Annotated in this window: 23 protein-coding genes and 5 pseudogenes; 8 read left to right on the top strand and 20 right to left on the bottom strand. The window is 63.7% G+C overall.

Going from position 1 to position 23,150, the window contains the following annotated elements; all coding sequences use genetic code 11:
• Nucleotides 1-25 precede the first annotated feature (25 nt).
• From OKW39_RS36010 to OKW39_RS36000, 3 genes are all read right to left on the bottom strand, one after another.
• On the bottom strand, nucleotides 26-775 hold the full coding sequence (locus OKW39_RS36010; RefSeq protein ID WP_429564809.1) for a 2-keto-4-pentenoate hydratase: 750 nt from the start codon (nucleotides 773-775) through the stop codon (nucleotides 26-28).
• Nucleotides 776-778: 3 nt separating this feature from the next.
• Nucleotides 779-2,065: an MFS transporter gene (locus OKW39_RS36005; protein WP_429564808.1), complete on the bottom strand. Its 1,287-nt coding sequence runs from the start codon at nucleotides 2,063-2,065 to the stop codon at nucleotides 779-781.
• 154 nt (nucleotides 2,066-2,219) lie between these two features.
• Nucleotides 2,220-3,440 (bottom strand): pyridoxal-phosphate-dependent aminotransferase family protein, encoded by a 1,221-nt coding sequence (locus tag OKW39_RS36000; protein ID WP_429364811.1) that lies wholly within the window; start codon nucleotides 3,438-3,440, stop codon nucleotides 2,220-2,222.
• Between the two features lie 170 nt (nucleotides 3,441-3,610).
• Here OKW39_RS36000 and OKW39_RS35995 point away from each other — a divergent pair, with 170 nt between their 5' ends.
• Nucleotides 3,611-4,342 carry a GntR family transcriptional regulator gene (locus OKW39_RS35995; RefSeq protein WP_187612458.1) on the top strand — a complete coding sequence of 244 codons (732 nt, stop codon included), beginning with the start codon at nucleotides 3,611-3,613 and terminating at the stop codon, nucleotides 4,340-4,342.
• A 393-nt stretch (nucleotides 4,343-4,735) separates the two neighbouring features.
• Here OKW39_RS35995 and OKW39_RS35990 read toward each other — a convergent pair.
• The 6 genes and pseudogenes from OKW39_RS35990 to OKW39_RS35965 form a co-directional block, all read right to left on the bottom strand.
• Nucleotides 4,736-4,891: pseudogene (locus OKW39_RS35990) on the bottom strand (MFS transporter); the annotation flags it as partial.
• Nucleotides 4,885-5,343, bottom strand: a pseudogene (locus OKW39_RS35985) (hydroxymethylglutaryl-CoA lyase); the annotation flags it as partial. The pseudogenes OKW39_RS35990 and OKW39_RS35985, both read right to left, overlap by 7 nt.
• Nucleotides 5,336-5,572, bottom strand: a pseudogene (locus OKW39_RS35980) (LysR family transcriptional regulator); the annotation flags it as partial. The pseudogenes OKW39_RS35985 and OKW39_RS35980, both read right to left, overlap by 8 nt.
• Before the next feature lie 21 nt (nucleotides 5,573-5,593).
• Nucleotides 5,594-5,902 carry a type II toxin-antitoxin system RelE/ParE family toxin gene (locus tag OKW39_RS35975; RefSeq protein ID WP_429564807.1) on the bottom strand — a complete coding sequence of 103 codons (309 nt, stop codon included), beginning with the start codon at nucleotides 5,900-5,902 and terminating at the stop codon, nucleotides 5,594-5,596.
• Complete coding sequence (locus tag OKW39_RS35970) at nucleotides 5,899-6,183, bottom strand: YlcI/YnfO family protein (RefSeq protein WP_090808191.1); 285 nt, start codon at nucleotides 6,181-6,183, stop codon at nucleotides 5,899-5,901. Before OKW39_RS35970 ends, OKW39_RS35975 begins: the two co-directional genes overlap by 4 nt.
• A gap of 67 nt (nucleotides 6,184-6,250) precedes the next feature.
• Nucleotides 6,251-6,892: an HD domain-containing protein gene (locus tag OKW39_RS35965; RefSeq protein ID WP_429364807.1), complete on the bottom strand. Its 642-nt coding sequence runs from the start codon at nucleotides 6,890-6,892 to the stop codon at nucleotides 6,251-6,253.
• A 263-nt stretch (nucleotides 6,893-7,155) separates the two neighbouring features.
• Between OKW39_RS35965 and OKW39_RS35960 the strand changes: the two genes are divergently transcribed.
• The 5 genes from OKW39_RS35960 to OKW39_RS35940 all read left to right on the top strand — a co-directional run bounded on the left by OKW39_RS35960 (nucleotide 7,156) and on the right by OKW39_RS35940 (nucleotide 12,795).
• Complete coding sequence (locus OKW39_RS35960; RefSeq protein ID WP_429564806.1) at nucleotides 7,156-8,118, top strand: GlxA family transcriptional regulator; 963 nt, start codon at nucleotides 7,156-7,158, stop codon at nucleotides 8,116-8,118.
• 53 nt (nucleotides 8,119-8,171) lie between these two features.
• Nucleotides 8,172-8,930: an SDR family oxidoreductase gene (locus tag OKW39_RS35955; protein WP_090808185.1), complete on the top strand. Its 759-nt coding sequence runs from the start codon at nucleotides 8,172-8,174 to the stop codon at nucleotides 8,928-8,930.
• A gap of 922 nt (nucleotides 8,931-9,852) precedes the next feature.
• Entirely contained in the window at nucleotides 9,853-10,233 is a 381-nt protein-coding gene (locus OKW39_RS35950; protein WP_429333120.1) for a BON domain-containing protein, read from the top strand.
• Between the two features lie 734 nt (nucleotides 10,234-10,967).
• Nucleotides 10,968-11,102: a hypothetical protein gene (locus tag OKW39_RS35945; protein WP_018424053.1), complete on the top strand. Its 135-nt coding sequence runs from the start codon at nucleotides 10,968-10,970 to the stop codon at nucleotides 11,100-11,102.
• A 46-nt stretch (nucleotides 11,103-11,148) separates the two neighbouring features.
• Complete coding sequence (locus OKW39_RS35940; RefSeq protein ID WP_429564805.1) at nucleotides 11,149-12,795, top strand: NRAMP family divalent metal transporter; 1,647 nt, start codon at nucleotides 11,149-11,151, stop codon at nucleotides 12,793-12,795.
• 119 nt (nucleotides 12,796-12,914) lie between these two features.
• On the opposite strand, the pseudogene OKW39_RS35935 reads toward OKW39_RS35940, so the two are convergent.
• Nucleotides 12,915-13,043 (bottom strand): annotated as a pseudogene (locus OKW39_RS35935) (4-hydroxyphenylacetate 3-monooxygenase reductase subunit); the annotation flags it as partial.
• On the opposite strand from OKW39_RS35935, the pseudogene OKW39_RS35930 reads away from it, so the two are divergent.
• A pseudogene (locus tag OKW39_RS35930) lies at nucleotides 13,035-13,365 on the top strand (response regulator transcription factor); the annotation flags it as partial. The pseudogenes OKW39_RS35935 and OKW39_RS35930 sit on opposite strands and share 9 nt — an antisense overlap.
• A 28-nt stretch (nucleotides 13,366-13,393) precedes the next feature.
• On the opposite strand, the gene OKW39_RS35925 reads toward OKW39_RS35930, so the two are convergent.
• Genes OKW39_RS35925 through OKW39_RS35900 form a run of 6 tightly spaced genes read right to left on the bottom strand, consistent with a single transcriptional unit; the run spans nucleotide 13,394 to nucleotide 18,033 of the window.
• Nucleotides 13,394-14,137 (bottom strand): SDR family NAD(P)-dependent oxidoreductase, encoded by a 744-nt coding sequence (locus OKW39_RS35925; protein ID WP_429564804.1) that lies wholly within the window; start codon nucleotides 14,135-14,137, stop codon nucleotides 13,394-13,396.
• Between the two features lie 22 nt (nucleotides 14,138-14,159).
• Nucleotides 14,160-15,302 carry an amidase gene (locus OKW39_RS35920; protein WP_429564803.1) on the bottom strand — a complete coding sequence of 381 codons (1,143 nt, stop codon included), beginning with the start codon at nucleotides 15,300-15,302 and terminating at the stop codon, nucleotides 14,160-14,162.
• On the bottom strand, nucleotides 15,299-15,829 hold the full coding sequence (locus OKW39_RS35915; RefSeq protein WP_429564802.1) for a nuclear transport factor 2 family protein: 531 nt from the start codon (nucleotides 15,827-15,829) through the stop codon (nucleotides 15,299-15,301). Before OKW39_RS35915 ends, OKW39_RS35920 begins: the two co-directional genes overlap by 4 nt.
• Nucleotides 15,822-16,199, bottom strand: a complete 378-nt coding sequence (locus tag OKW39_RS35910; protein ID WP_184073051.1) for a hypothetical protein — start codon at nucleotides 16,197-16,199, stop codon at nucleotides 15,822-15,824. Before OKW39_RS35910 ends, OKW39_RS35915 begins: the two co-directional genes overlap by 8 nt.
• 53 nt (nucleotides 16,200-16,252) lie before the next feature.
• The gene (locus tag OKW39_RS35905) at nucleotides 16,253-16,753 is read right to left on the bottom strand and encodes an aromatic-ring-hydroxylating dioxygenase subunit beta (RefSeq protein WP_026226450.1); all 501 of its coding nucleotides are present in this window, start codon (nucleotides 16,751-16,753) and stop codon (nucleotides 16,253-16,255) included.
• A complete protein-coding gene (locus OKW39_RS35900; protein ID WP_429564801.1) occupies nucleotides 16,750-18,033 on the bottom strand; it encodes an aromatic ring-hydroxylating oxygenase subunit alpha in 1,284 nt (427 codons plus the stop codon). Before OKW39_RS35900 ends, OKW39_RS35905 begins: the two co-directional genes overlap by 4 nt.
• Nucleotides 18,034-18,208: 175 nt before the next feature.
• On the opposite strand from OKW39_RS35900, the gene OKW39_RS35895 reads away from it, so the two are divergent.
• Nucleotides 18,209-19,129 (top strand): LysR family transcriptional regulator, encoded by a 921-nt coding sequence (locus tag OKW39_RS35895; protein WP_090808172.1) that lies wholly within the window; start codon nucleotides 18,209-18,211, stop codon nucleotides 19,127-19,129.
• A gap of 15 nt (nucleotides 19,130-19,144) precedes the next feature.
• On the opposite strand, the gene OKW39_RS35890 is transcribed toward OKW39_RS35895, so the two are convergent.
• The 4 genes from OKW39_RS35890 to OKW39_RS35875 form a co-directional block, all read right to left on the bottom strand.
• On the bottom strand, nucleotides 19,145-20,113 hold the full coding sequence (locus tag OKW39_RS35890) for a PDR/VanB family oxidoreductase (protein ID WP_429564800.1): 969 nt from the start codon (nucleotides 20,111-20,113) through the stop codon (nucleotides 19,145-19,147).
• 120 nt (nucleotides 20,114-20,233) lie between these two features.
• Nucleotides 20,234-21,007: an MFS transporter gene (locus OKW39_RS35885; RefSeq protein ID WP_429564799.1), complete on the bottom strand. Its 774-nt coding sequence runs from the start codon at nucleotides 21,005-21,007 to the stop codon at nucleotides 20,234-20,236.
• Between the two features lie 70 nt (nucleotides 21,008-21,077).
• Entirely contained in the window at nucleotides 21,078-21,854 is a 777-nt protein-coding gene (locus OKW39_RS35880) for an enoyl-CoA hydratase (protein WP_187618495.1), read from the bottom strand.
• A complete protein-coding gene (locus OKW39_RS35875; RefSeq protein WP_090810335.1) occupies nucleotides 21,851-23,059 on the bottom strand; it encodes a CaiB/BaiF CoA transferase family protein in 1,209 nt (402 codons plus the stop codon). Before OKW39_RS35875 ends, OKW39_RS35880 begins: the two co-directional genes overlap by 4 nt.
• Between the last annotated feature and the right edge of the window lie 91 nt (nucleotides 23,060-23,150).

The raw sequence follows: 23,150 nt of genomic DNA, 5'->3' as shown, positions 1-23,150 counted from the left end.
GCCTGAACCGCGCAGCTCGAATTACCTAGTACAGCGTCAGATGCACCGGCGCGAGTCCTTCGATATGCCCGCTCACCTCGCCCGCCTCGCGCGGAAAGAACATGCCGGTGTACGAACCGGCGGTGATCACCATCTCCGGCGTCACCGCAATGCCGCGCGAACTCGCGTGATTGACGAGCCACGTCAACAGCCGCCGCGGATCGCCGGCCGGATTCGCGGGCGTCGTTTCGACGACATTGCCTGCGTTGAACGCGAAGCGCAGCGACGGCGCGACGAACGGAAAATCCTCGCGATACCGTGTGAATTCACCGACGATTAGCGCACCGTGATTTTGCAGGTCCGCGAGCTGCGCGAGTTTGTCGATGGCGGGCCACGCGGCATGGCGGCTCGCGACGATCTCGATGGTCGCGCCGATCGAGCCGATGCCCGCGAGCACTTCGTCCTCGCAGTACGGTTTCGTGGACGGCTCGAAACGCCGGCCGAAACGGAACGCGACTTCGAGTTCGAGCCCGAGCGGCGCGAAGCCTTCGCGCGACAGACGCGCGCCGTCGGCGTGCAGATCGGTGTCGGGCAATGGCGCGCCTTGAATCGGTCCACTCGCCGATTTCGCGCCGATCTTCCAGCCGCCGATTCGCGCGCCGCACGCGCTCAAGATTTCGTGCTGGATTGCGTAGGCCGCGTCGGCATCGGAAGGAAGCAGCTCCGGCGGCAATGTATCGAGCACCGTGCGATTGCGACGCGCATCGGCAAGCAGCTGACTCAATGATGAAGTCATGTTTTACACGCCCATCCGGGTGGAAACGTGCGCCTTCTCCGACGCGCCAACTTCGAAGCGGCTCTCGGGCTGCATGCGGAACGCGAGCACGACGCCGATGCCCATCAGCAACATGCTGCCCACGAACGGCAGATCCCAGTTGCCAAAGCGGTCGATCAGAAAGCCGCCCATCACCGGCGAGATGATCGCGGCGAGCGCCGAGCCCGTGTTCATCATGCCGCTCGCGGTGCCGGCGAAGTCCGGCGCGATATCCATCGGGATCGCCCACATCGGGCCGATCGTCATCTCGGCGAAGAAGAAGCCCGACGCGAGACAGGCAATCGACAACGTCAGGTCATGCGTGAACATCAGAGGAATCAGCGACAGCAGGCAGAACAGCATGCACACCGACACCATCCAGCTGCGCGCGCGTTTGAGGCTGCCGGTGCGCTTGAAGATCGCATCGGTGACGATGCCGCCGAGCGTGTCGCCAATCACGCCCGCGAAGAACACGACCGACGCGAAGATCGCCGACTTCTTCAATTGCAGATGGTGGTTATGCAGGAAGTACAGCGGAATCCAGCTCAGGAACAGCCACAGCGTCCAGCCGTAGCAGAAGTAGACGATCGTGACCGGCGTCATGCGGCGAAACAGCTTGCCCCACGGCAGGCCGGAGACCTTCGGCTTCGGCGTGGGCAGCACCGCGAGTTCCTCGAGCGTGATGCGCGGATGATCTTTCGGATGCTCGGTGAACGTGAGCGCCCACGTGACCACCCACACCAGACTCAGCGCGCCGCAGATAAAGAACGATTCGCGCCAGCCCCAGTTGGTCATCACGATCACGATGAGCGCCGGCGCGACCGCGTTGCCGACTCGCGACGCCGCGTGCGTGATGCCCTGCGCGAAGCCGCGCTTTTCTTTCGCGACCCAGCGCGACATCGCCGACGTCGCGGCCGGGAACGTCGCGCCTTCACCGAAACCGAGCACGAGCCGCGCGGCAAGCAACGAAGCGAGCCCGCCCGCGAAGCCCGTGAACACCGTCGCGAGCCCCCAGATGGCGCCGCAGAACAGCAGCGTGCGTCGCGCGCCGAAGCGATCGCTGACCCAGCCGCCGATCACCTGAAACAGCAGATACGGATACGCGAAGGCCGAGAACACGAGCCCGACCTGCGTATGCGTGAGATTGAATTCCTTGCCGAAACCCGCCGCCGCGGTGCTGACGTTTACGCGATCGAGGTACGTGATGAAGTACATGATGCAGAGCATCACTAGAACGATACTGGTCGCACTGGTCAAACGAAACCGCTTCATCGTCTCTCTCCATGGCATGTGTCGACGGCGCGCCTGAAGTGGCGCGCTGCGTCGTCGCCCGTCGGCCGCGAGAGCCGCTATGGACGCATTGCATGTTGTTCTGGCCGCGTTCTGCGCGCGGCTCGATGAGGGAAGCGCTCCCTGCGCCCGACAATCAAGCCGCGGCCTTCAATCCCGACGTCTTCGGTGCCTGGCTCAGCCACTCCATCGCAGCCGGCATGCCGCTTTCCTTGAGCGGCACGCCAGCAAGCCGCAGACCCATTTCGCAGCCAGCCAGTGTCGCGAGCAGCATCAGATCGTTGCAATCGCCAAGATGGCCGATGCGGAACATGCGGCCTTTCATTTTGCCGAGGCCCGTACCAAGCGACATGTCGAAGCGTTCGTAGATCAGCTTGCGCACCGCATCGGCATCGACGCCGTCGGGCATCATCACGCCCGTCAGCACCGGGCTATAGACGGCGGGATCGGCACACTGGATTTCGAGCCCCCACGCGCGCACCGCGCGGCGCGTCGCTTCGGCAAGCCGCTCGTGGCGTGCGAACACGTTGTCCAGCCCTTCGCCGAGAATCATTTCGATCGCTTCATGCAGCCCGTACAGCAGGTTCGTGTTCGGCGTGTACGGCCAGTAGCCGGATTTGTTCATCTCGACGATTTCCGTCCAGTCCCAGAAGCTGCGCGGCAGCTTCGCGTGCTGGCCGGCGGCCATCGCCTTCGGCGAGATCGCATTGAAGCTGATGCCCGGCGGCAGCATCAAGCCCTTTTGCGAGCCCGACACGGTCACGTCGACACCCCATTCGTCATGACGATAATCAGCGCACGCGAGACCGGAGATCGTATCGACGAGCAGCAGCGCCGGATGGCTCGCGGCGTCGATCGCGCGACGCACGGCGGCGATGTCGGACGTGACGCCGGTCGAGGTTTCGTTGTGCACCACGCAGACCGCCTTGATCGCATGCTGCGTGTCCGCGCGCAGACGCTCTTCGATCATCTGCGGCTGCACGCCGCGCCGCCAGCCTTCGATGCCTGGCAGCCCCAGGAATTCGGGCTTCAGGCCGAGCTGCTCGGCCATTTTTTTCCACAACGTCGCGAAGTGGCCGGTCTCGAACATCAGCACGTGATCGCCGGGGCTCAGCGTATTCGACAATGCGGCTTCCCATGCGCCCGTGCCGGACGCCGGATAGATGACGACCGGCTGCTGCGTCTTGAAAATCTTCTTGATGCCGTCGAGCACCTTGAGACCCAGCTCGCCGAATTCGGGTCCGCGATGGTCGATGGTCGGATAGCTCATCGCTCGAAGGATGCGATCCGGCACGGGACTCGGCCCCGGAATCTGCAGGAAATGACGGCCAGCGGGATGAAAATCTAGCTTCAGCATCGGACCCCTCCAATTGAATTTTGCATGCAAAAAACTATATCAGACGAACCGTGATGCTCCCAAGACGAAAATTGGCCTTTAAGGCCCGTGTTTACCCGCGTGTGCGCATGGATTAACTAATTGATATGGTTCCGATAAAATCCAGTTCATGTGAAGCTGAGGATTTTTGTATGCAAAATTCGGATTTCGACGCGGGTCTGACCGCTGCCCCGCTGATGCCGAAGGTCGAGCGTCAGCGCCTGCACGACACGGTGGTGGAGCACATCCGCCGCTTTATCGTCGAGGGAGCGCTGGAGCCCGGCAAGAAGCTGAACGAGCGGGAGTTGTGCGAAACGCTCGGCATTTCGCGCACGCCGCTGCGCGAGGCGCTGAAGGTGCTGGCTGCCGAAGGTCTGATCGAGATTTCGCCGAACCGGGGCGCGTCGGTATCGAAGATGTCGGAAGCGGAGGTGCGTGAGACCTTCGAGCTAATGAGCGGCCTCGAAGCGTTTTCCGGCGAACTCGCGGCCGAGCGCATCACCGCGGCCGAACTCGCAGAGATCAAGGCGCTGCATTACGCGATGCTGGCGTGCCGTGCGCAGAACGATCTGCCGGGCTACTACAGTCGCAACCAGGCGATCCACGACAAGATCAACGAAGCGGCGAGAAATTCGGCGCTGCGGCAGACGTATGTGTCGGTCAACCGGCGGCTGCAGGCGCTGCGCTTTCGCTCGAACTATCAGACGCCGAAGTGGGACCGCGCGATTCACGATCACGATGAAATGCTGAAGGCGCTCGAGGCTCGCGACGGCAAGAAGCTCAGCGCGATTTTGCGGCAGCATCTGCTCGATAAGCGGGATGCGGTTTTGCAGGTGCAGGTGCAGGAGGAGGTGGTCGCTTCGGCCTCCGGGTTGAAGGCGTGATGCGGACAACTGATGCCGAATCCCGCTCCTCGCCACTTCGTCGGCAACAAAACTTGTCCACCTAAATTGTTGGCAAGCCTGTGGACAACCTTCGCACAGCGAGCTTAAGTGCTTGAAGCGTGAGAACTATCCGCGCGCGGTGCACGCGTAGGCAGTGAGCGTCGCTACGGAGTCCGTGATACTGGCGAGTGGGCTTCGTAAGGATGCCGTTTCACTCGCGCCGACCTCGAAGTCCAGTTGTCCACATAATTTGGGAACAAGCTTGTGGACAACCTGCGCACAGGCCTGCCAAGTGTTTGATACGGCAGGCCTATCGTGCGCGGATGCGGGAGCGGGCAGCGGCGCGGCACCTCACGCGATGCAAGCCAACGGCCGCGCCCTCCAACTTCGATTTCACTGCGTCGTTTCACGACTGCGCAACGACTCCGGCAACCCATACAGCACGATCAGCGCGCACACCACGCTCATCGCGCCGATCACATACAGCGCCGGCGTCGTGCTGCCGGTCAGATCCTTCACACGTCCGACCATCACCGGGCTCACGATCCCGGCGCGAACGGGCAGCCGCCAAGCCCGCCGAGCGCCGCGTCGAAACGGCGCACGCCGGTTTCATACGCGGCGAGCACGTTGGCGAGACCGAGGCCGCGCGTGTTATGAAAGTGCAGCGTGAGCGCGGCGGCCGGCAGCCGCTCGAGCGTGCGCCTGACAAGTCGCGCCACCTGGCGCGGATTCGCCATACCGGTGATATCGGCGACGGTGATGCCCTCGATGCCCATCTCGCGATACGCGTCGAGGATGCCGATCACGCGGTCTTCGTCGATGCGCCCTTCGAACGGACAGCCGAACGCGGTCGCCACGGTCGCGTTGAGCCGCACGCCCGCGGCCATCGCGCAACGCACGATGTCGTCGAACGCCGCGAGCGACGACTCGCAGCTCATGCGCATGTTCGCGCGGTTATGCGTCTAACTCGCGGACATCACGAGGTTCAGTTCGTCGGCGCGCGTGATGCGACAGCGTTTCTCCGGCCGGCGTCAGCGTCATGCCGCGCGCGTTGCGCTGGAATAGCGACGCGCCGACCGCCTGTTCGAGTTCGACCAGCCGCTTGCTGGCGGCGGACACGGCGATCGCCTCGCGCTCGGCGGCGCGCGTGAGCGTGCCCTCTTCGAAGACGGCGAGAAAAAGCTGCAACGTGGTGAGGTCGAGCTTGCGGAGAAGATTTTTGATGACCATGGCGCGGCGACGAAAGTTCGGTCAGTGATAATCATCCTCTAGCTGATGGCGCACCGCCAACACGGTCACGGTTTGGCTGTCGTCGATTTCGAACAGCGAGACGTAGCCCGCGCGACCGAATGGGATCAGCAGCTCGCGCAAAAACGGCGTATCGCGCTCAACCTTTCGGCAAGTGAACGGCGACGTACGCAGCGTGGCGATACCATCGCGGATGGCTTGCAACGCGCGTTCGGCGAGCGGGAAATCCGTGTCGTCCCGCTCGAGGATGAAATCGTACAGTCTCTGCAGGTCCGCCGCCGCTGCGCGTGTGAAACGAACCTGATACGTCATCGGTGCTTCTTCGCGCGGGCCTTCGTTTTTGCTTCGCGGAGCCGCGTTTCAAGACCGGCGAGCACGTCGTCGGCCGATACGTAGTCGCCGCTTTGCTTCGCTTCAGCACGCGACTCGAGCCCTCGCACGACGAATTCACGCACATTCAGGCGCCGCGCGATGTTGTCGCGGATCGCCTGCTCGACGAAACTGGAGAGGCTTTCGCCGTCCTGCAGCACGTCCTCGGCCGCGGCCCGCAGCTCGGGCTTGACCCGAACCGACGGGAAAGTAGCGCTTTTCATCGTTCTCTCCATGCATCGCATTAGCGATGCATTATCGCGCTACCTCATGTCTGCCGCAAGCAGCCCTTCACGACTTCCACGCCGAACCCAGAATCATCGTGCAGAAATTCTCGCGATGATAATGCGGGTCTTTCAGCGCGAGCACGTCGGCCTTCACGTTGCCGAACGTCGTGTGCGGCTTGTGGATCGTGCCGTGCGCGAACGCATCGATGATACCTTCCTTGAAGTGCGCGCCGCGCGGATGCGCATGCGTGACTTCCTCGCGCCGCTGCTCGCTAAATTCGTCGTAGGCGAGACCGAGCACGTCCATTTCGACACCCGCAGTGACGAGCGCGATCACCGGCTTCATATGCTGCGGAATGCCTGGTGTCGTGTGCAGCGCGATCGCGGTCCACACCTGCTCGATGTCGTCCTCGCCGATCCGATGCCGCCGCAGAAATTCACGCGCGGCATTCGCGCCGTCGACTTCGAAGCGCTCCTGCTCGCTGCTGTATGGCGCGACGAGACCCATGTCGTGAAACATCGCGCCGATGTACAGCAGTTCGGGGTCGTACTTCAGCTGCTTGCGTTGCCCGGCCAGCGCGCCGAACAGAAACACGCGCCGCGAATGGTGATACAGCAACTCCGTTTCCGTGTCGCGCACGAGCTCGGTGGCTTCACGCGCCATCATGCTGTCGGGAATCTGGATACCTGCGATCGTCGTAGTCATGCGGCGTACTCCTCCGTATGCGAACGTGAATGTGAAAGTAATCAACGGGACGCGCGCCGCCGCTTCAGAGCGCGTTTTGGTATGCTGGTCCGCGCCGTGATGTCGATGCCTGTCGCCTGCCTGTGAGACCGCGCGTCCGACCGATCCAGTATTGGCCAGCGCGGCGCCACGAACAATTGCCGCGAGCCGTTGAACACTGCCAAACGCACAGCGTTGACTGCCGCGGCGTGCCCTTCACGTTCCCCGTCAAAGGAAGTCGTCCGATGCCCACCGTCGCGATCGCGATCTTCCCAGGAGTGCAGGCACTCGACGTCGCCGGTCCCGTCGACGTGTTCTCCGAAGCGAACCGCTTCGTCGCGCCCACGCGGCACTACGAGGTCAAGCTGCTGGCCGCGGACCCGGCGCCGCTGCGCGCATCGAACGGGATGACGCTGGTGGCGGACGCGACCTTCGAGCAGTCGCGCGAACCGTTCGATCTCGCGCTCGTCGCCGGCGGCCCCGCGCTACCGCGCAACGAAGTGCCGGACGCGCGCCTGCTCGACTGGCTCGCCAACGTCGCGACACGTTGCGCCCGCTACGGCTCGATCTGCACCGGCGCTTTCGCGCTCGGTCACGCGGGCCTGCTCGATGGGCGCCACGTGACGACGCACTGGCAGCACGCCGCGCAACTCGCCGCGCAGTTTCCGCGCGCGCGGGTCGACTTCGATCGCATCTATCTGCGCGACGGGCCGCTGGTCACCTCTGCGGGCGTGACGGCCGGCATCGATCTGTCGCTCGCGCTGGTGGCCGAGGATCACGGTCCGCATACCGCGCTCGCGGTCGCCAAGCGGCTCGTCGTGTTCGCGCAGCGGCAAGGCGGTCAGTCGCAATTCAGCCCCTATCTGACCGCGCCCGCCGACGACACCTCGCCCGCCGCGAAAGTGCAGGCGCACGTGATGGCGCGTATCCATGACAGCTTCACCGTCAAGCAGCTCCCCGACGTCGCGGGCATGAGCGCGCGTAACTTCGCGCGCGTGTTCGTGCAGGAAACCGGCGTGACGCCGCATGAATTCGTCGAACGCGCGCGCGTGGATGCCGCACGCAAGCTGCTCGAAAGCAGCGCCGCGGCGCTGAAGACGATCGCCTACGATTGCGGCTTCGGCACCGCCGACCGCATGCGCATCGTGTTTACGAAGCGGCTTGGCGTGACGCCGATGCAGTATCGCGAGCGCTTTCGCCCGGTGTGAATACGGCGTGAGAAAATCGTCGACTTTGCACGTCAACGATCACCAGGAACGACATGACCTCCTCTTCTCCGATTCGCGCGATCGTCACCGGCCATACGCGCGGCCTGGGCGCGGCGCTCGCCGAACAACTGCTCGCGCGCAACGTCACGGTGCTGGGTATGTCGCGCTCGCGGCATGCCGCGCTGAAGGCGCGCTTTGCCGCGCGGCTCGAAGAGATCGAGTTGCCGCTGGCCGAGCCCGCACGCGTCGCGCAATGGATCGCCACCGACGCACTGAGCAACTTCGTGCGCGGCGCGCAGACGGTGCTGCTGATCAACAACGCGGGCATGATGCAGCCGATCGGGCCCATCGAAGGACAGGACGCCGCGAGCGTCGCGGACGCGGTGAGCCTGAACGTCGCGACGCCGCTGATGCTCGCGAGCGCGCTCGCCGCCGCGGCCGTCGACGCAACCGACCGCCGCATCGTGCACATTTCGAGCGGCGCGGCGCGCAACGCGTATCCGGGCTGGAGCATCTACTGCGCAACCAAGGCCGCGCTCGATCATCACGCGCGCGCCGTCGCGCTCGACGCGAATCGCGCGCTGCGCATCTGCAGCCTCGCGCCGGGTGTGATCGATACGGACATGCAGGCGCAAATTCGCGGTAGCGGCGAAGAGCAGTTCCCGATGCGCCAGCGCTTCGACGAGCTGAAGCGCAACGGCCAACTGTCGACGCCCGAGCAATGCGCGGCGCAGCTGATCGACTATGCGCTCAGCGATGCGTTCGGGCAGACGCCGGTCGCGGACATTCGCGAGATCGCGAAATCGGCCTGAACGGGCTATTGCTGCCGGGTATTTGCGCTCCCGAAAATCCTCACCTCAAGCACGGAGCAGTGGCGGATCGGCGTCAGCTACCGTCGTCGTTTCTCCCGAAAAGCCTCACCTTTGAGGTGAAAAGAGGACTCGAGGAGGCATTTCAGCGAGCGCATTGCGGCGCTCACACACCGCTCCCGAAATCCCTCACCTTTGATCGAACGCAGCCGGATCGCTTCGCCGATGCCGGCCGCGCACGCGGCAGATCGCCTGGACATTCAACGACTTACGTTACACAGCCGGCGCACGGTCACCGCGACGGATGCCATGATTGGCGACTGCATGAAGCGCGTTTTGTACGTCAGCACGACGGGCCGTCGCCCGATACAGCATCGACGGCTCCCGAATATCCTCACCTATGGCTGACAGGCATGAATGCGCGCATTCCCGCGAGCCTCTTGCCGCGCGGTTTGTGCGGTTCCTGGCCCGGCCGGTTAGTTGCAAAAGAACCGCCCGCGCGCGACTCCCGAAAGTCCTCACCTTTGACGCGATGCACGCGCCACGTTCATTCGATCGGCACGTTCTTCAGCCCCACGCACCGCGACGACGTTCTTCATCGCGTCGACGAACCTGACGAGAAGGAAGCAACGTTGGGAATGCGATATGAGTTTCAGAGGAAACCATTCGCAATTTGTAGCGCCGTCCGGGCGACTCCCGAATTCCCTCACCTTCAATTTTGAAGTGCGCGTACAGGTGCGCATATTCTCACCTCGGCGGCTCCCGAATCTTCTCACCTATCAGTATCGGCGCGTGCGCCGCAGAATATAATCGGGGCCGACGGTCGATGACTCGTCGCGAGGCGGTAGTGCGTTGCGCCGCCTCTTCCCCGCTGGCAGCACGCGGCTCGAACGGCAGTTCCTGACAAACCGGCAAAGGAGGAAGAATGAAAACAAACGGCGCGAGCAGAATCCTCGGTGCACTGTTCGCGGTGGCCATCGCGACTTGCGCGACCTGTGCAAACGCACAGACGCGCGAGATGCCGAACGATGCGTCGATGCAAAGCCAGTCGGTCCCAGCGGCTTCGAACCGGAACAACAACCGGTCCGACAGCGCAATCGTCCGCGACGTCCGCCGCGCTTTCACGCGCACCACGAACCTCAATTCGGCGAACATCCGTGTCGAAGCGCGTCACGGCATCGTTACGCTGACCGGCACCGTGCCGCGGCAATCGCAAATCGCGCGAGCCGGCAACGCCGCGCGATCGGTTCGCGGCGTCAGAAGCGTGCATAACCGGCTGACCGAGCGACGGCGCGCCAATCAGTGAGCACGGCGTGGTGGCATCGGCCGGACGGATCGGTGCCGCCTGTTCGACCTCCCCCCTATATCGGCCTCGACCCGCATGTCATTCAAAGTGCCCACCGTCGCGCGCCGCACATTTTTTTTGCTCTGCTTAAGAAACAGGTTGACCTCGGCGGAAGGCGAACCCTAGAATTCAAAAATCATCACCGATGGGGCTCGTGCCTTGGACACCTGCAGTAGCCGACTTTCGAACAGATTCGCTGCCTGACCGGCAGGACGTCCGCGCTCTCTTCATCAGCCGCCGTCTTGCCAGTTGGCAGACGGTGCGCGCCGCAGTTTCTTCCCGTGCACCTAAAGTAACGTCGTATCCGCATGACAGGAACGCCGCGTTCACGCGCGTTCCCGCGCCGATACGGCGTCGCATCGCGAGCCTTGCGCTTGCGGTCGCGTTTGCGCGCGCGTTGTCAGTCAACGCAAACAGTTCAACGCAATGCGCGCCGAACGCGTGGATAAACACGTGCGTAGCGAACGTGTGTAGCGAGCGTGCGTAGCGAACGCTTCAGACGCTCGAACGCAGTCCCCGCTACACACCGACAAGGAGCCGCCATGCCCGACAGTGACAGTTATCCCTTATGCCGCTTCCCCGTTCTATCAACTGAGGAAAGCGAGTAGACCTCCACCGCCGCGCCCGGACATACGCGGCCTCCGTGTCTGCTGGCTTTCCACCAGCGCGTCGAAACCGGCGCCCGGAGATCCCTCATGCAATTCGGCCTCCTTCTTTCGCAGTTCCCGCGTGTGCAGGAATCGCGCGCCCATTACGACGGCATGCTCGTGCTGCACGCACCGCATCCGTTCATCGCCTTCTGCCGTCGCGTGATGTCGCGCGTGGCATAGCGTTTCGCGATCCGACCTTCGACAAATACAACCAGGAGAGAACGACATGTCTACTCCGACGAACATTTCCTCCGCGCGCAGCGCCGTGCTCGATTCGGCACACGTCGGCGATATCAAGGGCGCGCTCGGCACGATCGCTCACCATGACATCGCGCCACGCACGAGCTGGTGGGCGCGCCTGCGCACGCTGCTCGCGATCCTCGGCCCCGGTCTGATCGTGATGGTCGGCGACAACGACGCGGGCGCATTCGGCATCTACACGCAGGCCGGCCAGAACTACGGCACTACGTTGCTGTGGACCATGCTGTTGCTGGTGCCGGTGCTGTTCGTCAATCAGGAGATGGTGTTGCGGCTCGGTGCGGTCACGGGCGTGGGCCACGCGCGGCTTATTTTCGAGCGCTTCGGCAAGTTCTGGGGCGCGTTCAGCGTCGTCGATCTGTTCCTGCTGAACGCGCTAACCATCGTGACGGAATTCATCGGCATCACGTTCGTGCTCGACTTCTTCGGCGTCTCGAAGATCGCGGGCGTGTGCATCGCCGCGGCGCTGACGATGGCCGCCGTCAGCACCGGCGACTTCCGCCGCTTCGAGCGTTTCGCGGTCGCGCTGTGCGTGTTGAGCCTGCTGCTCGTGCCGGTGCTCGTGTCGATTCACCCGCCGGTCGGCCAGATCGCGCGCGACTTCTTCATTCCGAACTGGCCCGCGCACTCGAAGCTGTCCGACGTGATGCTGCTCGTAATCGGCATCGTCGGCACGACGGTTGCTCCGTGGCAGTTGTTCTTCCAGCAGAGCTATGTGGTCGACAAGCGCATCACGCCGCGCTTCATGAACTACGAAAAAGCCGACCTGTGGATCGGCATCGTGTTCGTACTGATCGGCGCGGTCGCGATGATCTCGTTCAGCGCGGCGCTGTTCGACGGACGGCCCGGGTTCGGCAACTTCACGGACGCGGGCGGTGTGATCGCCGGTCTCGAGAGATACGCGGGACGTACCTCGGCCGTGCTGTTCGCGATCGCGCTGTTCGACGCGTGCGTGATCGGCGCGGCGGCTGTGTCGCTATCGACCGCCTATGCGATCGGCGACGTGTTCAAGATCCGCCATTCGCTGCACCGTAGCGTGTCGGATGCGAAGGGCTTCTACGTCGTGTACTTCGCGATCGTCGCGGCCGCCGCGGCATTGGTGCTGATTCCAGGCAGCCCGCTCGGTCTGTTGACCGAAGCGGTGCAGACGCTCGCCGGCGTACTGCTGCCGAGCGCGACCGTGTTCCTGCTGCTGCTGTGCAACGATCGCGCGGTGCTCGGTCCGTGGGCCAATTCGAAGAAGCTCAATCTGTTTACCGGCGCGGTGATCTGGGTGCTCGTGATGCTGTCGATCATCCTGACCGCGTCGGTGATCTATCCGGACATCGCGGCGGAAACGATCATCGAAGTACTGGCGGGCGGCACGTTGCTCGCGGTCGTCGGGTATGTGGCGAGCTTCGGGATGCGCGAGCTGCGCGGCGAGTCCGCGGCCGAGCCGGCTCCGGTCTATGCGAAGGACGCGCGCAACACGTGGCGCATGCCGCCGCTCGACGAACTGCCGCCGCCGCGTCTGACGCTCGCCAAACGCGTATGGATGGGCGTGCTGCGCGGCTATCTGCTGCTCGCGATCGCGCTCGTGATCGTCAAGGTCGTGCAGATGGCGTTGCTGAAGTAGTGCGAATGGTGAGGAGTTCCAGGAGGTCCGGGCAATGGTGAGGTTTTACGGGAGCCATGTCCGGAGCGACAACTTAAGCGCTGCCGGAGCCCGAGCTGGCCGGCAGCGCTTCAAATGACTCATTGCCCCTTCCACGCGCGCGGCACCCGGTGAAAATTCCGGTCGAAGTAAATCAGGCTGTCGCCGTCGGCGCGCACGCGAATCTGCGTGGTCTTCACGAACATGACCGAGTCCGAGCCGACTTCGTCGAGAAGCCGTACAACTCGCAGCAGATGCTCGAGCGCATTCAACGCGCAATGAAACTCGCGTCCCAGCGTCACGCGAAACACATGCGCCAACTCGAACTGCGTGAGCGGATCAACTCGCTCACGTCGCGCGAGAAGGAAGTGCTGCACGGTTTGATCGAGGGGAAGCCGAGCAAGGTCATTGCGGCGGACCTGTCGATCAGTGTGAAAACCGTGGACGTGCATCGCGCGATGCATCAAGAAAAAGCTCGGCGCTTCGTCGATTCCGACCCTCGTGCGCGGCGTGCTCGAAGTATTGAGCCCGTTGGACGAGCGGCCGGAATGACCCGGCCGCCTCGGCCCTTGCAGACGCATCAGCGCATGTACAGGCCTCCGTTGACGTCCCAGCACGCGCCATTGGCGAAATAAGCGTCACCGGAAGCGAGCATCACCGCGACATCGGCAACATACGACGCGGCCCCGAGCTTGCCGACCGGTATCGCTTCGATCACTTTTGCCAGCTTGTCCGCCGCCACGCTCTCGTGAACGATCGGCAAATCGAGCGGCCCCGGCGAGATCGCGTTGACTGTCACACCGCGCGCGGCGAGATCGCGCGCGAAGACCTTGGTCAGCGTCAGTACGCCGCCCTTCGCGGCCGCATAGTGCGCGCCCGTTGCCGAGCCGCCATTCTGCCCCGCCAGCGATGCGATATTGACGATGCGGCCCACGCCGCGCTGCGCGAAGTACTGCCCGAATACCTGGCAGCCGAACAGCACGCTGCGCAGATTCACGTTGATCAACTGATCGAACTGCTCGGCGGTAATGTCCATCACGGGCACGACCTTCGAGGCGCCCGCATTGTTGACGAGCGCGTCCACGCCGCCCCAACGTTCGAGCAACGCGTCGCGCGCCGCTTCGAAGTCCGCCTTGCGCGTGACGTCGAGCCGGATTGCGCAGGCGCTCGAGCCGTCGCTGCTGAGTTCATGCGCGAGCGCTTGCGCGGGTTCGATCGCGATATCGGCCAGCGCAACCCTGTAGCCTGCTTCGTGAAAACGACGCGCGACAACGGCGCCAAGTCCGCGCTCGGCGCCCGTCACGAGCGCGATTCTGTTCGACATGTTGCTGACTCCTTGATTGCGTTCAGGCGGATTGCCCGAGGCGCGCTTCGAGGTGCGCGGCGACCGCGCACACCGTTTCGTCGTCGTTCTTGCGACCGATGATTTGCAGGCCCGCCTTCAGCGTCGAGCGTTCGATCGGAACGGGCAGGCTCAGCGCCGGATGCCCGCTCAGGTTGAACGGCCGGATCAACGACGACATGCCGATCACCGACGTGCCGGCGCGTGCCGCTTCGAGCGTGATCGGCAATGCAGGCAGCGTCGGCAGCACGAGTACGTCGACCCGGTCGAGCGCGCGGTCCACTTCGTCGGTGAAGGTGCGGCGCACGCGTTCCGCCGCGTCGAGATCGGCGGCGCTCGTGGCCGCGGCCGCGCGCAGGCGCGCTTCGATATCGGCGCCGAGCTTGCCGCTTGCCACCAGATGGCCGAATGCGCGCGATGTCTCCGCGTTGATCACCGCGAGGCCGGCCGTGAATGCGTCCTTCAGCGACGCGAGTTCGATCGCTTGCATGGCGAGTTCGGACTTTCCGACAGCGTCGGCGATTGCTTTGGCGATGTCGTCATCCGCGTCGACTGCGACCATGCCAATGCGCAACTGCGAAACGTCTCGACGCGCATCGTCAGCGCGAAACGAAGGATCGATCGCCGTCATCACGCGAATCAGCGTGTCCGTCTCGCGCGTAAACGGTCCAACGCAGTCGAGTGTCGTGACGCGCGGCGCCACGCCGTGCCGCGACACGCGGCCGAACGTCGGCTTCAGCCCGATAACGCCGCAGCATGCGGCGGGACCGCGGACCGAGCCACCGGTGTCGGTACCGAGCGCGGCGTCCACGAACTTCTGCCCGACCGCCGACGCGGACCCGCTCGACGATCCGCCCGGAATGCGTGCCGCGTCCTGCGGATTGACCGGCGTGCCGGAAAAGTCGTTGATGCCGGTCATGCCGAACGCGAGTTCGTGCATGTTGGTCTTGCCAGTGACGCGCCAGCCGGCGTCGAGCAAACGCCGCACGACTTCGGCGTGCTCCGATGCAAGCGGTGCGTCGGCAAGCGCGCGGCTTGCCGCTGTCGTCGCGTAGCCGGCGACGTCGATGCTGTCCTTGATCGCGATCGTCGGCGCGTCGGCGTTGTCCGCCGCGCTCAGATCGAATGTCTGCAGAAATGCGCTCATGCCGAAACTCCCTGGGCCGGGTTGACTTGCCACGGTGCATCGAAAAGACGCTCGGTACGGAAATGGCGGATCAGCCATGTCGCGCCCGCATCGTGAGTGGCGGGCACGAAGTCGACTTCGAGGCGCGCCGCGATCAGTTCCGCTTTCGCATCGACATAACCCGAAGCCTGCAACATGATCCAGCGACCCTTCGCCGTGTCGCCGTTCGCCTCGATATGCTCCGCAGTCAGAAAGTGGACATTGCTCGCGAAGTGCGGCGTGGGCGGCAGATAACGCTGCAGCATCGCGACGATCTGCGCCGGCCCTTCGAGACGCCCGAACTTGTCCGCGTACTGCGGGCCGATGCCTTCCCAGATCGCGTCTTCGGCGAACAGCGCGGCGAGCGCCTCGCCTTCGAGCGCGCGCATGGGCACATCGCACAGCGCCATGTAGCGCGCGATCGTCTTACGCACCGCGTTCTGTGCTTCTAGCGCTTTGACGCGCGCGAGCAGCGCGTCGATAGCCGGATCGGTCATCGCGTCACGCATGGTTGGCGACCGCTGGCGGCACCGTCAGCGCACGGCCCACGCGCGCCTCGATCTTGCCGTAGCGCCACAGGTTGTAGTCGCCGACCGGCGTCGTCCGATACAGATTGCACACGGCCACCGCGGTATCGAAGTCGGCGACGTCGGCCATGATGTAGAACGTCCACGGCGCGCCATCGGCGTTGCCGACCACGAGCCGATCGTCGTCCATCACGCCCAGCACGCGCACGTTTTCCATCGCTTCGATCGCGTTCAGCATCTTGCCGTACGCTTGCCACACTTCGCCGATCTGTTCGCGCGGCAAGTCGAAGAAGTTCTGCGAGACGCCGCAGCAGAACAGCACACGCAAAGGCAGGTTTCGGTTGTCGCTCATAGGAACGTTCCTTGGTTCGGTTGATAGCCTTCGAGTGTCGGCATGATGACCGGTCAGAGCAGGAAGCCGATCGCGCTCAGCGCATCGGTGGAATCGATCAGGCGGATCACTTTCTCGACGAGACGCGGCTCGCCGCTCGCCATGCTGATCTTGTGCGTCAGATCGGCCGCGAAGATCGTCGACGTGCCGCGCTTGTACGCGATGATGATCTGCGACGACTTCACTTCGACCACGTCCGCGCTATCGCTCGCGAGCGTGAAGCGCGACACCGTGCGCACCGTGCGCGCGGCATCCGACGCGGATGCCGAATAGCCCGACGTCATGCGCTGCACGCGCAGCTCGCGCATGTGCTGATCGTCGTACGCGTAGTTCAGCGTTGCCGCGTAATCGGTCGTGTTCGGATCGATCGGCACCACGTAGTGGCCCGCCGGGTCCCACAACTCGAGCCACTCGCGATAGTCGCGTCGATCGAGCAATTCGGCTTCGCGCCAGATGAACTCGATCGCGCGCGCAAAGGTCTGATGGGAAAAGAGTGCGTTTCTGTCGTCCATCATGCCTGCTCCATCATTGCGCGCCATTGCTTGTAGGCTTCGCGCATGCCGGTTTCATCGGTTGCGTGGGCGGTTTTCTCGCCGTTCGCGGCGGTCGTTTCGCGATTCAGACCGCGATTGACGAGGATCGGTACGTCCGGTCCCGCATGCGAGCCGCGCTGCACGCGCTCCCACGCTTCGGCGTCGTCGGGACTGCCGAAGCCGAAGGGGCCCTGGAAGTGCTCGTGAATGCGCAGGCGCACGCGGTTCGCTTCTTCAGGACCGCCGTCCATCGCGAGCGCGACGTGGCGAATCTCCGTTTCCTCGGCGGAAATCGGCCGCAGCACACGGAAGAACGCCATCGACAGCGCGAGATTCGGGAACAGGTTCAGGTTGAAGCCGACGCCCATCAGCGAGCGCACGATGCGGCGCACTTCTTCCGGCGGGTGCTTTTGCGCGAGTTGCGCGGCGAGTTCGCTGAAGCGCTCGGGCAGCGGCGCGCCATCGTCGCGGTCCAGATCGACGATCTCGGGCATCAGCACCGCGAGGCTGTGACCGTTGCCGAGCGAGCGGCAGAACGCCTGGTCGCTCGTCATGAAGCTGGTGATCGCGGCGGCGGTTTCGTCGTCGATGGACTTCATCCACGACTTGTGCACGACCGGAAAGTGGTACAGATCCGTCGTGTTTTCGAGCTGGATCTTCCAGTTGCCCTTGAACTTGAACTTGTGCTCGCCGTTGGCCTTGATCGGATAGCCCGCGCCCTGCTTCATGAACAGGTCGATCCACGGCTTCGCGCCGCCGAGGAAGTCTTCGAGCGGTTCGATCGTTTCGTTGAAGCTGGCGAAAATGAGGCCCTGATAGACGCCCACTCGCAGCTTTTTCAGCGGCAGATCGCCCTTTTCGCATACGCCTTCGTAACCATCGCCGTACGGCAGAGCGCGCAGCGTGCCGTCGAGCGCATAAGACCAGCTGTGATACGGGCACGTGAAGCCCTTCGCATTGCCCTTGTGCTCTTCGCACACGGTCGCGCCGCGATGCCGGCAGCGGTTTTGCAGCACGTTGACCGCGCCGCTCTTGTCGCGCACGACGATCACCGGCTGCCGGCCGATCGTCGTCGTGATGAAATCGCCGGGCTTCGGCAGCTCGCTGTCATGCGCGACCCAGAGCCACGTCTTGTAGAAAATGCGCTCCAGTTCGACTTCGAACAGCTCGGGATCGTAGTACAGCGAAGGCGCGATGCGATCGGCCTCGGCGCGCCTGGCTAAGGCGCTGGTGTCGATGGTTTGATAGGTCGGCGTACTCATTGTATGCGGGGAACAGTTGCGTGGTTGGAATGAAGACGCACATCGACGCGACGAGTCGCGTGCAACACATCAGCGCATCCTCTCGTTGACATCAGTCTCGCTTTGCGACGATCATGCGTCAAATCGATTAAAAACAGGTTGCCGAATAAGTTCGGCTGATATCACAAGAGACCCCATGACCTCCATCGACCACGTCGATCTCAATCTGCTGAGGGTGTTTCAGGCGATCGTCGAGGAGCGCAGCCTGACGAAAGCGGGCGAACGCCTCGCGCTGTCGCAGCCCGCGGTCAGCTACTCGCTCGGCCGTCTGCGCACGATGTTCGACGATCCGCTCTTTATCCGCACGCGCGCGGGTATGCAGCCGACCCCCGTCGCGCTCGAGCTCGCGGAAATCGTCGGCCACGCGCTCGACACCGTGCGTCAGGCGCTGCGTTACGCGGAGCGTTTCGACCCGGCGACGAGCACGCGCACGTTTCGTCTGTCGCTATCGGATGCGGGCGAAATGGCCTATCTGCCCGCGCTGTGCGCGGCGCTGCAGAAGTCCGCGCCGCGCGTGAAGCTGGTCGTCGAGCCGTTGCCGGTGGAGGAGATCGAGGAGGCGCTGCGCTCGAGCCGGTTGGACTTCGCGATCGGCAATCTGCCGTCGCTGCTGCCGCGCACGCGGCATAGCCTGCTGTTCGAGGAATCGTATGTGTGCATGACGCGCAAGCGCCGCGACCTGCCGAGCGGTGACACGCTGAAGCTCGAACGGTTTCTGGCCGCGTCGCACATTCAGGTGCGCTCGCTCGAACATAGCCACCATGCGCTCGACGACGCGCTGCGCGCGCAACGCGTCGGCCGCAATATCGCGTTCGCGTTGCCGCACTTCGTCGCGGTGCCTGGCGTGCTGGCCGCGACGGATCTGTTCGCGACGCTGCCCGAACGGCTCGCGCATATCCTCAATCGCGGCGACGCGTTCCGGATCTATGCACTGCCCGTGCCGCTGCCGAAGGCCGCCGTGACGATGCACTGGCACGAGCACTTCCACGAAGACGAAGGCATCGCGTGGATGCGCGGCCTCATCACCGAGATCCTCGCGGGCTTCGAGAAGATGTGATTGCGCGCAGGTGAATCAGAGGTCGAGCACGAGCACGGGAGTGCGCGAGCGCGACACACAGCAGCAGATCACGCTATTGCTCGCGCGCTCGGCCTTGCTCAGGCAGTGATCGCGATGCTCGGGCTCGCCGCTGACCACATCCACCATGCAGGTGCCGCACACGCCTTCGCCGCACGATGTGTCCACCTCGATACCGATCGACGCGAGCGCATCGACGATCGACGTGTTCGCATCGACTCGCACCGTCTGACCGCTGCTCGCCAATTGCACGTCGAAGCTGTCGAGCGATGCTTCGGCCACGGGAGCCGGTTCCGCCTTGAAGCGTTCGAGATGAATCGCTTCCGGGGGCAAGCGTTGCTGAGCGCTCGCTACGACAAAATCCATGAACGGCGAGGGACCGCACGTGTAGACATGCGCGTTCGTGCCTGCATCGAGCAGGCACGCATCGAGCGCGGGTTTCAGCTCCTCGGGCTGCACGCCGAAATGCAGCTTCACGTGCCGTGCGAACGGCTCGCGCGTGAGCAGCGTCATGAAGGCCGCGTGCGCCTCGCTGCGGGCGAAATAGTGCAGCGTGAAGCGCGCGTGCCGCGCGGCGAGCCGATAAGCCATCGACAGCAACGGCGTAATGCCGATGCCCGCGCCGATCAGGATGTGCTCGTCCGCGCTTTCTTCGAGACGAAAAAGGTTGCGCGGCGCGCCGACCGACAGTTCGGTGCCGACGCTCACCTCTTCATGAAGCGAGCGCGAGCCGCCGCGCGATTGCTCCTCCTTCTTCACCGCGAAAATCTGCGACTCGATACACTCCGGGTCGCCGCACAACGAGTATTGCCGCGTGACGCCCGAAGGACTCGTGACGTCGATATGGGCGCCGGGTTCGTAGCGCTCGAACGGCAGCCCATCGAGCCGCGAAATGCTGAACGAGCGGACCCCGTGCGCTTCTTCGCACAAGGCATCGACGCGGACTTTCAGGGTTGAAGCTTGCATGATTGCCTTCCGATGTATTCCTGGGGGGACGATATGCCGAGATTAGCGCCCCGCATCGGATAAGCAAAATAGATTAAAAAACCGTGCTTGCATCAATGCAATTTATTTTATGCTGAAGTGTCAAGCGCCCGACAGCGCGTCCTCCTTGCGTTGCGATTCGCTGCGCGGCTGCGTCGCGTCATTCGAGAACGGTATGTTCGGCTTCGTGAAGAAGCTCAGCACGATGCCGAAGAGCATCACGCCGATCGACAGTACGAACGTCAGATCCCAGCTGTGCAACCGGTCGGCGACCAACCCGGCGATGACTGGGCTCACGATCGCCGCAGTGAAGCCGGTGCCGCTCATGATGCCGCTGGCCGTGCCGGAGCGGTCGTAGGCGACGTCCATCGGAACCGCCCACATCGGGCCGACGTTCATTTCGTTGAAGAACATCGCCGCGGCAAGGAAGATCAGCGAAATCATCGGATCGTGCAGCAGCACGACGGGAACCAGCGACAGCGCGGTCAACGCCATACACGAGGCCATCGCGCTGGTCGAGGCCGGAAACGTCGCGCCTTCGCCGAGACCCAGCAGCAGGCGCGCCGCGGTCAGCGAAGCGAAACCGCCCGCCATGCCGGTCAGCGCGGTCGCCACGGCCCAGATTGCCGCACATGCAAGCAGCGTGCGGCGCGCGCCGAAGCGGTCGCTGACCCATCCGCCGACAAACTGGAAGATCACGTACGGATACGCGAATGCCGAAAAAATGATGCCGAGCTGCGTATTGCTGAGGCCGAACTCGCTCTTGAACTGCCCCGCTGCCGTACTGATGTTGACGCGATCCACATAGGTGATGAAATACATCAGGCACAACATCACCAGCACGGTGGTGGTGGCCTTCAGCGACATGCGTTTCATGTGTCGTCCTCCAGATGTCATTTATTTTTTTGCGGTGAAGCCACGCGATTGCGCGTGCGATCCGGGACGCTCAGCCCTTCGGCGTTCCCGAGCCGAAGGCCGCGACGGCGTCGCGGAACCGCTGGCTGCCGTACACCTGCTCGACGAGATCCTCGTCTGCGAGGCTTTGATCGATCACGATGCGCCGCAAGCTCTCCTTGACCGCATGCTGCGTCACGGGCGATAGCGCAACGAGCCGCTCGGCGAGCGCGCACGCCGCGTTGCCGACCTGTTCCTTCGCCGTGACGTCATACACATAGCCGCACGCGTGCGCTTCGGCGGCGCTGAGGAAATCGGAGAGCAGCAGCATCTTCTTCACGCGCGGCACGCCGAATGCCGCCACGAGCCTCGCGAGATTGCGTGACGACAGCGTGTTCGATAACGTCTTTGCGATCGGCGCGCCGAAGCGCGAGCCCTGCGCACAGATGCGGAAGTCACACGCGGTAGCGATGGCGAGTCCGCCACCCACGGCCCAACCGTCGATCGCGGCGACGGTGGGCACCGCAATGCGTTCGACCGCGTCGATCACCTGTTCGACGAGCGCTTCGTATTCGACGCCCTGCGAGCCTGCCGTAAAGTCGCGGAAGTAGTCGATGTCGGTGCCCGAGATAAAGGACTTGCCGCCCGCGCCGCGTAGCACGATGCAACCTACGGTTTCGTCCGCGCGGCATTGGTCGATCAATGCCAGCAAGGTCTCGTACATCGGAATCGACATCGCGTTGTGCCGCTCGGGGCGGTCGATCACGATCTGCGCGACCGACTCCGTCAGACGTTCGAGCCTGACTTTCTCACTCGTCGCTTCGCTCATTTCGCGGCCCCGTTGATCTCTGCGTAAAGCTCGTCGTTGTGCTCGCCCAGCCGCGGCGGATGGCGTCTTACGCGCTGCGGCGTACCGAGCATCTTGACCGGAAAGCCGATGTTCTTGACCTTGCCTTCAACCGGATGGTCGATCTCCATGCACATGCGGCGATACTGCGCATGTTCGCTGCTGAAGGCTTGCGGATACGACAGGATCGGTCCGGCGGGAATGCCCGCGGCCAGCATCGTCTCGATCCATGCCTCGCAGTCGCGCTGGCCGAACGACTTCTCGAGCGATTCGATCAGCGCTTCGCGGTTCTTCAGGCGCAGGGAAACGGTCTCGAACTCGGGATTCGTCAGCAGATCGGTCCGCTCCAGCAGTTCGCAAAGACGCGACCACAGCTTCTGGTTGGTTGCGCCCATCACGAAGTAACCGTCGCGCGCCTTCACGGCCTGATACGGCGCGCTCATCTTGTTGCTGGTGCCAAGCGGCGTCGGCTCGACACCCGTTCCCCAGTAATCCGACATATCCCAGATCGAGAAGGCCATCGCCGAATCGAACAGAGACGCGTCGACGTGTTGCCCCTGCCCGGTCTTCTGCGCGCCGATATAAGCGGAAAGCACGCCGTACACGGCGAACAGCGCACAGCCGATGTCCGCCACCGGCACGCCGGCCTTCACGGGCTTGCCGCCTTTGTAGCCCGTCACGCTCATGACGCCGGACATGGCCTGCGCCATCAGGTCGAAGCCGGGGCGCTGCGACCACGGGCCGCTCTGACCGAAGCCCGAGATGCTCGCGTAGACGATCTTCGGGTTGATTTCACGGATCGTCTCGTAATCGATCCGCAGCCGCTGAACCACGCCGGGCCGATAGTTCTCGACGATCACGTCGGCGGTCTTGGCCAGCTTGTAGAAAAACTCGCGCCCTTCGTCGGTCTTCAGGTCCAGCGCGACCGAGCGCTTGTTGCGGTTCATGTTCAGAAAGCCCATGCTGTCCGGGCCTTTCATCTTGAAGCCCATGGCGCCGCGCGTCTGGTCGCCTTCGAGGGGTTCGACCTTGATGACGTCCGCGCCGAGATCGGCGAGCATCATGCAGGCGAACGGGCCGGCCATCACCTGGCTGACGTCGAGCACACGGATGCCCTGCAGCGGCAACGGCCGGTTGTCCGTATCCGCGTCGTCGCTGGATGGTGTTTGTGCGTGGCTTTGCGTCATGTCGTCTCCTGTTTTTCCTGCCGGGCCGCTGTCGCGCGAAGCGCGTCGCGCGGCCGGCCGTTGCAGCACCGTGTTGGCGTGCGTCAACTGT

Source organism: Paraburkholderia sp. MM6662-R1, from assembly GCF_050436245.1.
Taxonomy (GTDB): domain Bacteria; phylum Pseudomonadota; class Gammaproteobacteria; order Burkholderiales; family Burkholderiaceae; genus Paraburkholderia; species Paraburkholderia tuberum.
This window is presented reverse-complemented; position numbering and strand designations above follow the sequence as displayed.

Excerpts from the sequence above, each read along its gene's own strand:
- OKW39_RS35970 (WP_090808191.1), bottom strand. The coding sequence starts at position 6,183 with ATGAAAAGCGCTACTTTCCCGTCGGTTCGGGTCAAGCCCGAGCTGCGG.
- OKW39_RS35950 (WP_429333120.1), top strand. The coding sequence starts at position 9,853 with ATGAAAACAAACGGCGCGAGCAGAATCCTCGGTGCACTGTTCGCGGTG.
- OKW39_RS35915 (WP_429564802.1), bottom strand. The coding sequence starts at position 15,829 with ATGCGTGACGCGATGACCGATCCGGCTATCGACGCGCTGCTCGCGCGC.
- OKW39_RS36010 (WP_429564809.1), bottom strand. The coding sequence starts at position 775 with ATGACTTCATCATTGAGTCAGCTGCTTGCCGATGCGCGTCGCAATCGC.
- OKW39_RS35995 (WP_187612458.1), top strand. The coding sequence starts at position 3,611 with ATGCAAAATTCGGATTTCGACGCGGGTCTGACCGCTGCCCCGCTGATG.
- OKW39_RS35965 (WP_429364807.1), bottom strand. The coding sequence starts at position 6,892 with ATGACTACGACGATCGCAGGTATCCAGATTCCCGACAGCATGATGGCG.
- OKW39_RS35905 (WP_026226450.1), bottom strand. The coding sequence starts at position 16,753 with ATGATGGACGACAGAAACGCACTCTTTTCCCATCAGACCTTTGCGCGC.
- OKW39_RS35945 (WP_018424053.1), top strand. The coding sequence starts at position 10,968 with ATGCAATTCGGCCTCCTTCTTTCGCAGTTCCCGCGTGTGCAGGAATCG.
- OKW39_RS35885 (WP_429564799.1), bottom strand. The coding sequence starts at position 21,007 with ATGAAACGCATGTCGCTGAAGGCCACCACCACCGTGCTGGTGATGTTG.
- OKW39_RS35895 (WP_090808172.1), top strand. The coding sequence starts at position 18,209 with ATGACCTCCATCGACCACGTCGATCTCAATCTGCTGAGGGTGTTTCAG.
- OKW39_RS35940 (WP_429564805.1), top strand. The coding sequence starts at position 11,149 with ATGTCTACTCCGACGAACATTTCCTCCGCGCGCAGCGCCGTGCTCGAT.
- OKW39_RS35975 (WP_429564807.1), bottom strand. The coding sequence starts at position 5,902 with ATGACGTATCAGGTTCGTTTCACACGCGCAGCGGCGGCGGACCTGCAG.
- OKW39_RS35890 (WP_429564800.1), bottom strand. The coding sequence starts at position 20,113 with ATGCAAGCTTCAACCCTGAAAGTCCGCGTCGATGCCTTGTGCGAAGAA.
- OKW39_RS35900 (WP_429564801.1), bottom strand. The coding sequence starts at position 18,033 with ATGAGTACGCCGACCTATCAAACCATCGACACCAGCGCCTTAGCCAGG.
- OKW39_RS36000 (WP_429364811.1), bottom strand. The coding sequence starts at position 3,440 with ATGCTGAAGCTAGATTTTCATCCCGCTGGCCGTCATTTCCTGCAGATT.
- OKW39_RS36005 (WP_429564808.1), bottom strand. The coding sequence starts at position 2,065 with ATGAAGCGGTTTCGTTTGACCAGTGCGACCAGTATCGTTCTAGTGATG.
- OKW39_RS35920 (WP_429564803.1), bottom strand. The coding sequence starts at position 15,302 with ATGAGCGCATTTCTGCAGACATTCGATCTGAGCGCGGCGGACAACGCC.
- OKW39_RS35925 (WP_429564804.1), bottom strand. The coding sequence starts at position 14,137 with ATGTCGAACAGAATCGCGCTCGTGACGGGCGCCGAGCGCGGACTTGGC.
- OKW39_RS35880 (WP_187618495.1), bottom strand. The coding sequence starts at position 21,854 with ATGAGCGAAGCGACGAGTGAGAAAGTCAGGCTCGAACGTCTGACGGAG.
- OKW39_RS35960 (WP_429564806.1), top strand. The coding sequence starts at position 7,156 with ATGCCCACCGTCGCGATCGCGATCTTCCCAGGAGTGCAGGCACTCGAC.
- OKW39_RS35875 (WP_090810335.1), bottom strand. The coding sequence starts at position 23,059 with ATGACGCAAAGCCACGCACAAACACCATCCAGCGACGACGCGGATACG.
- OKW39_RS35955 (WP_090808185.1), top strand. The coding sequence starts at position 8,172 with ATGACCTCCTCTTCTCCGATTCGCGCGATCGTCACCGGCCATACGCGC.
- OKW39_RS35910 (WP_184073051.1), bottom strand. The coding sequence starts at position 16,199 with ATGAGCGACAACCGAAACCTGCCTTTGCGTGTGCTGTTCTGCTGCGGC.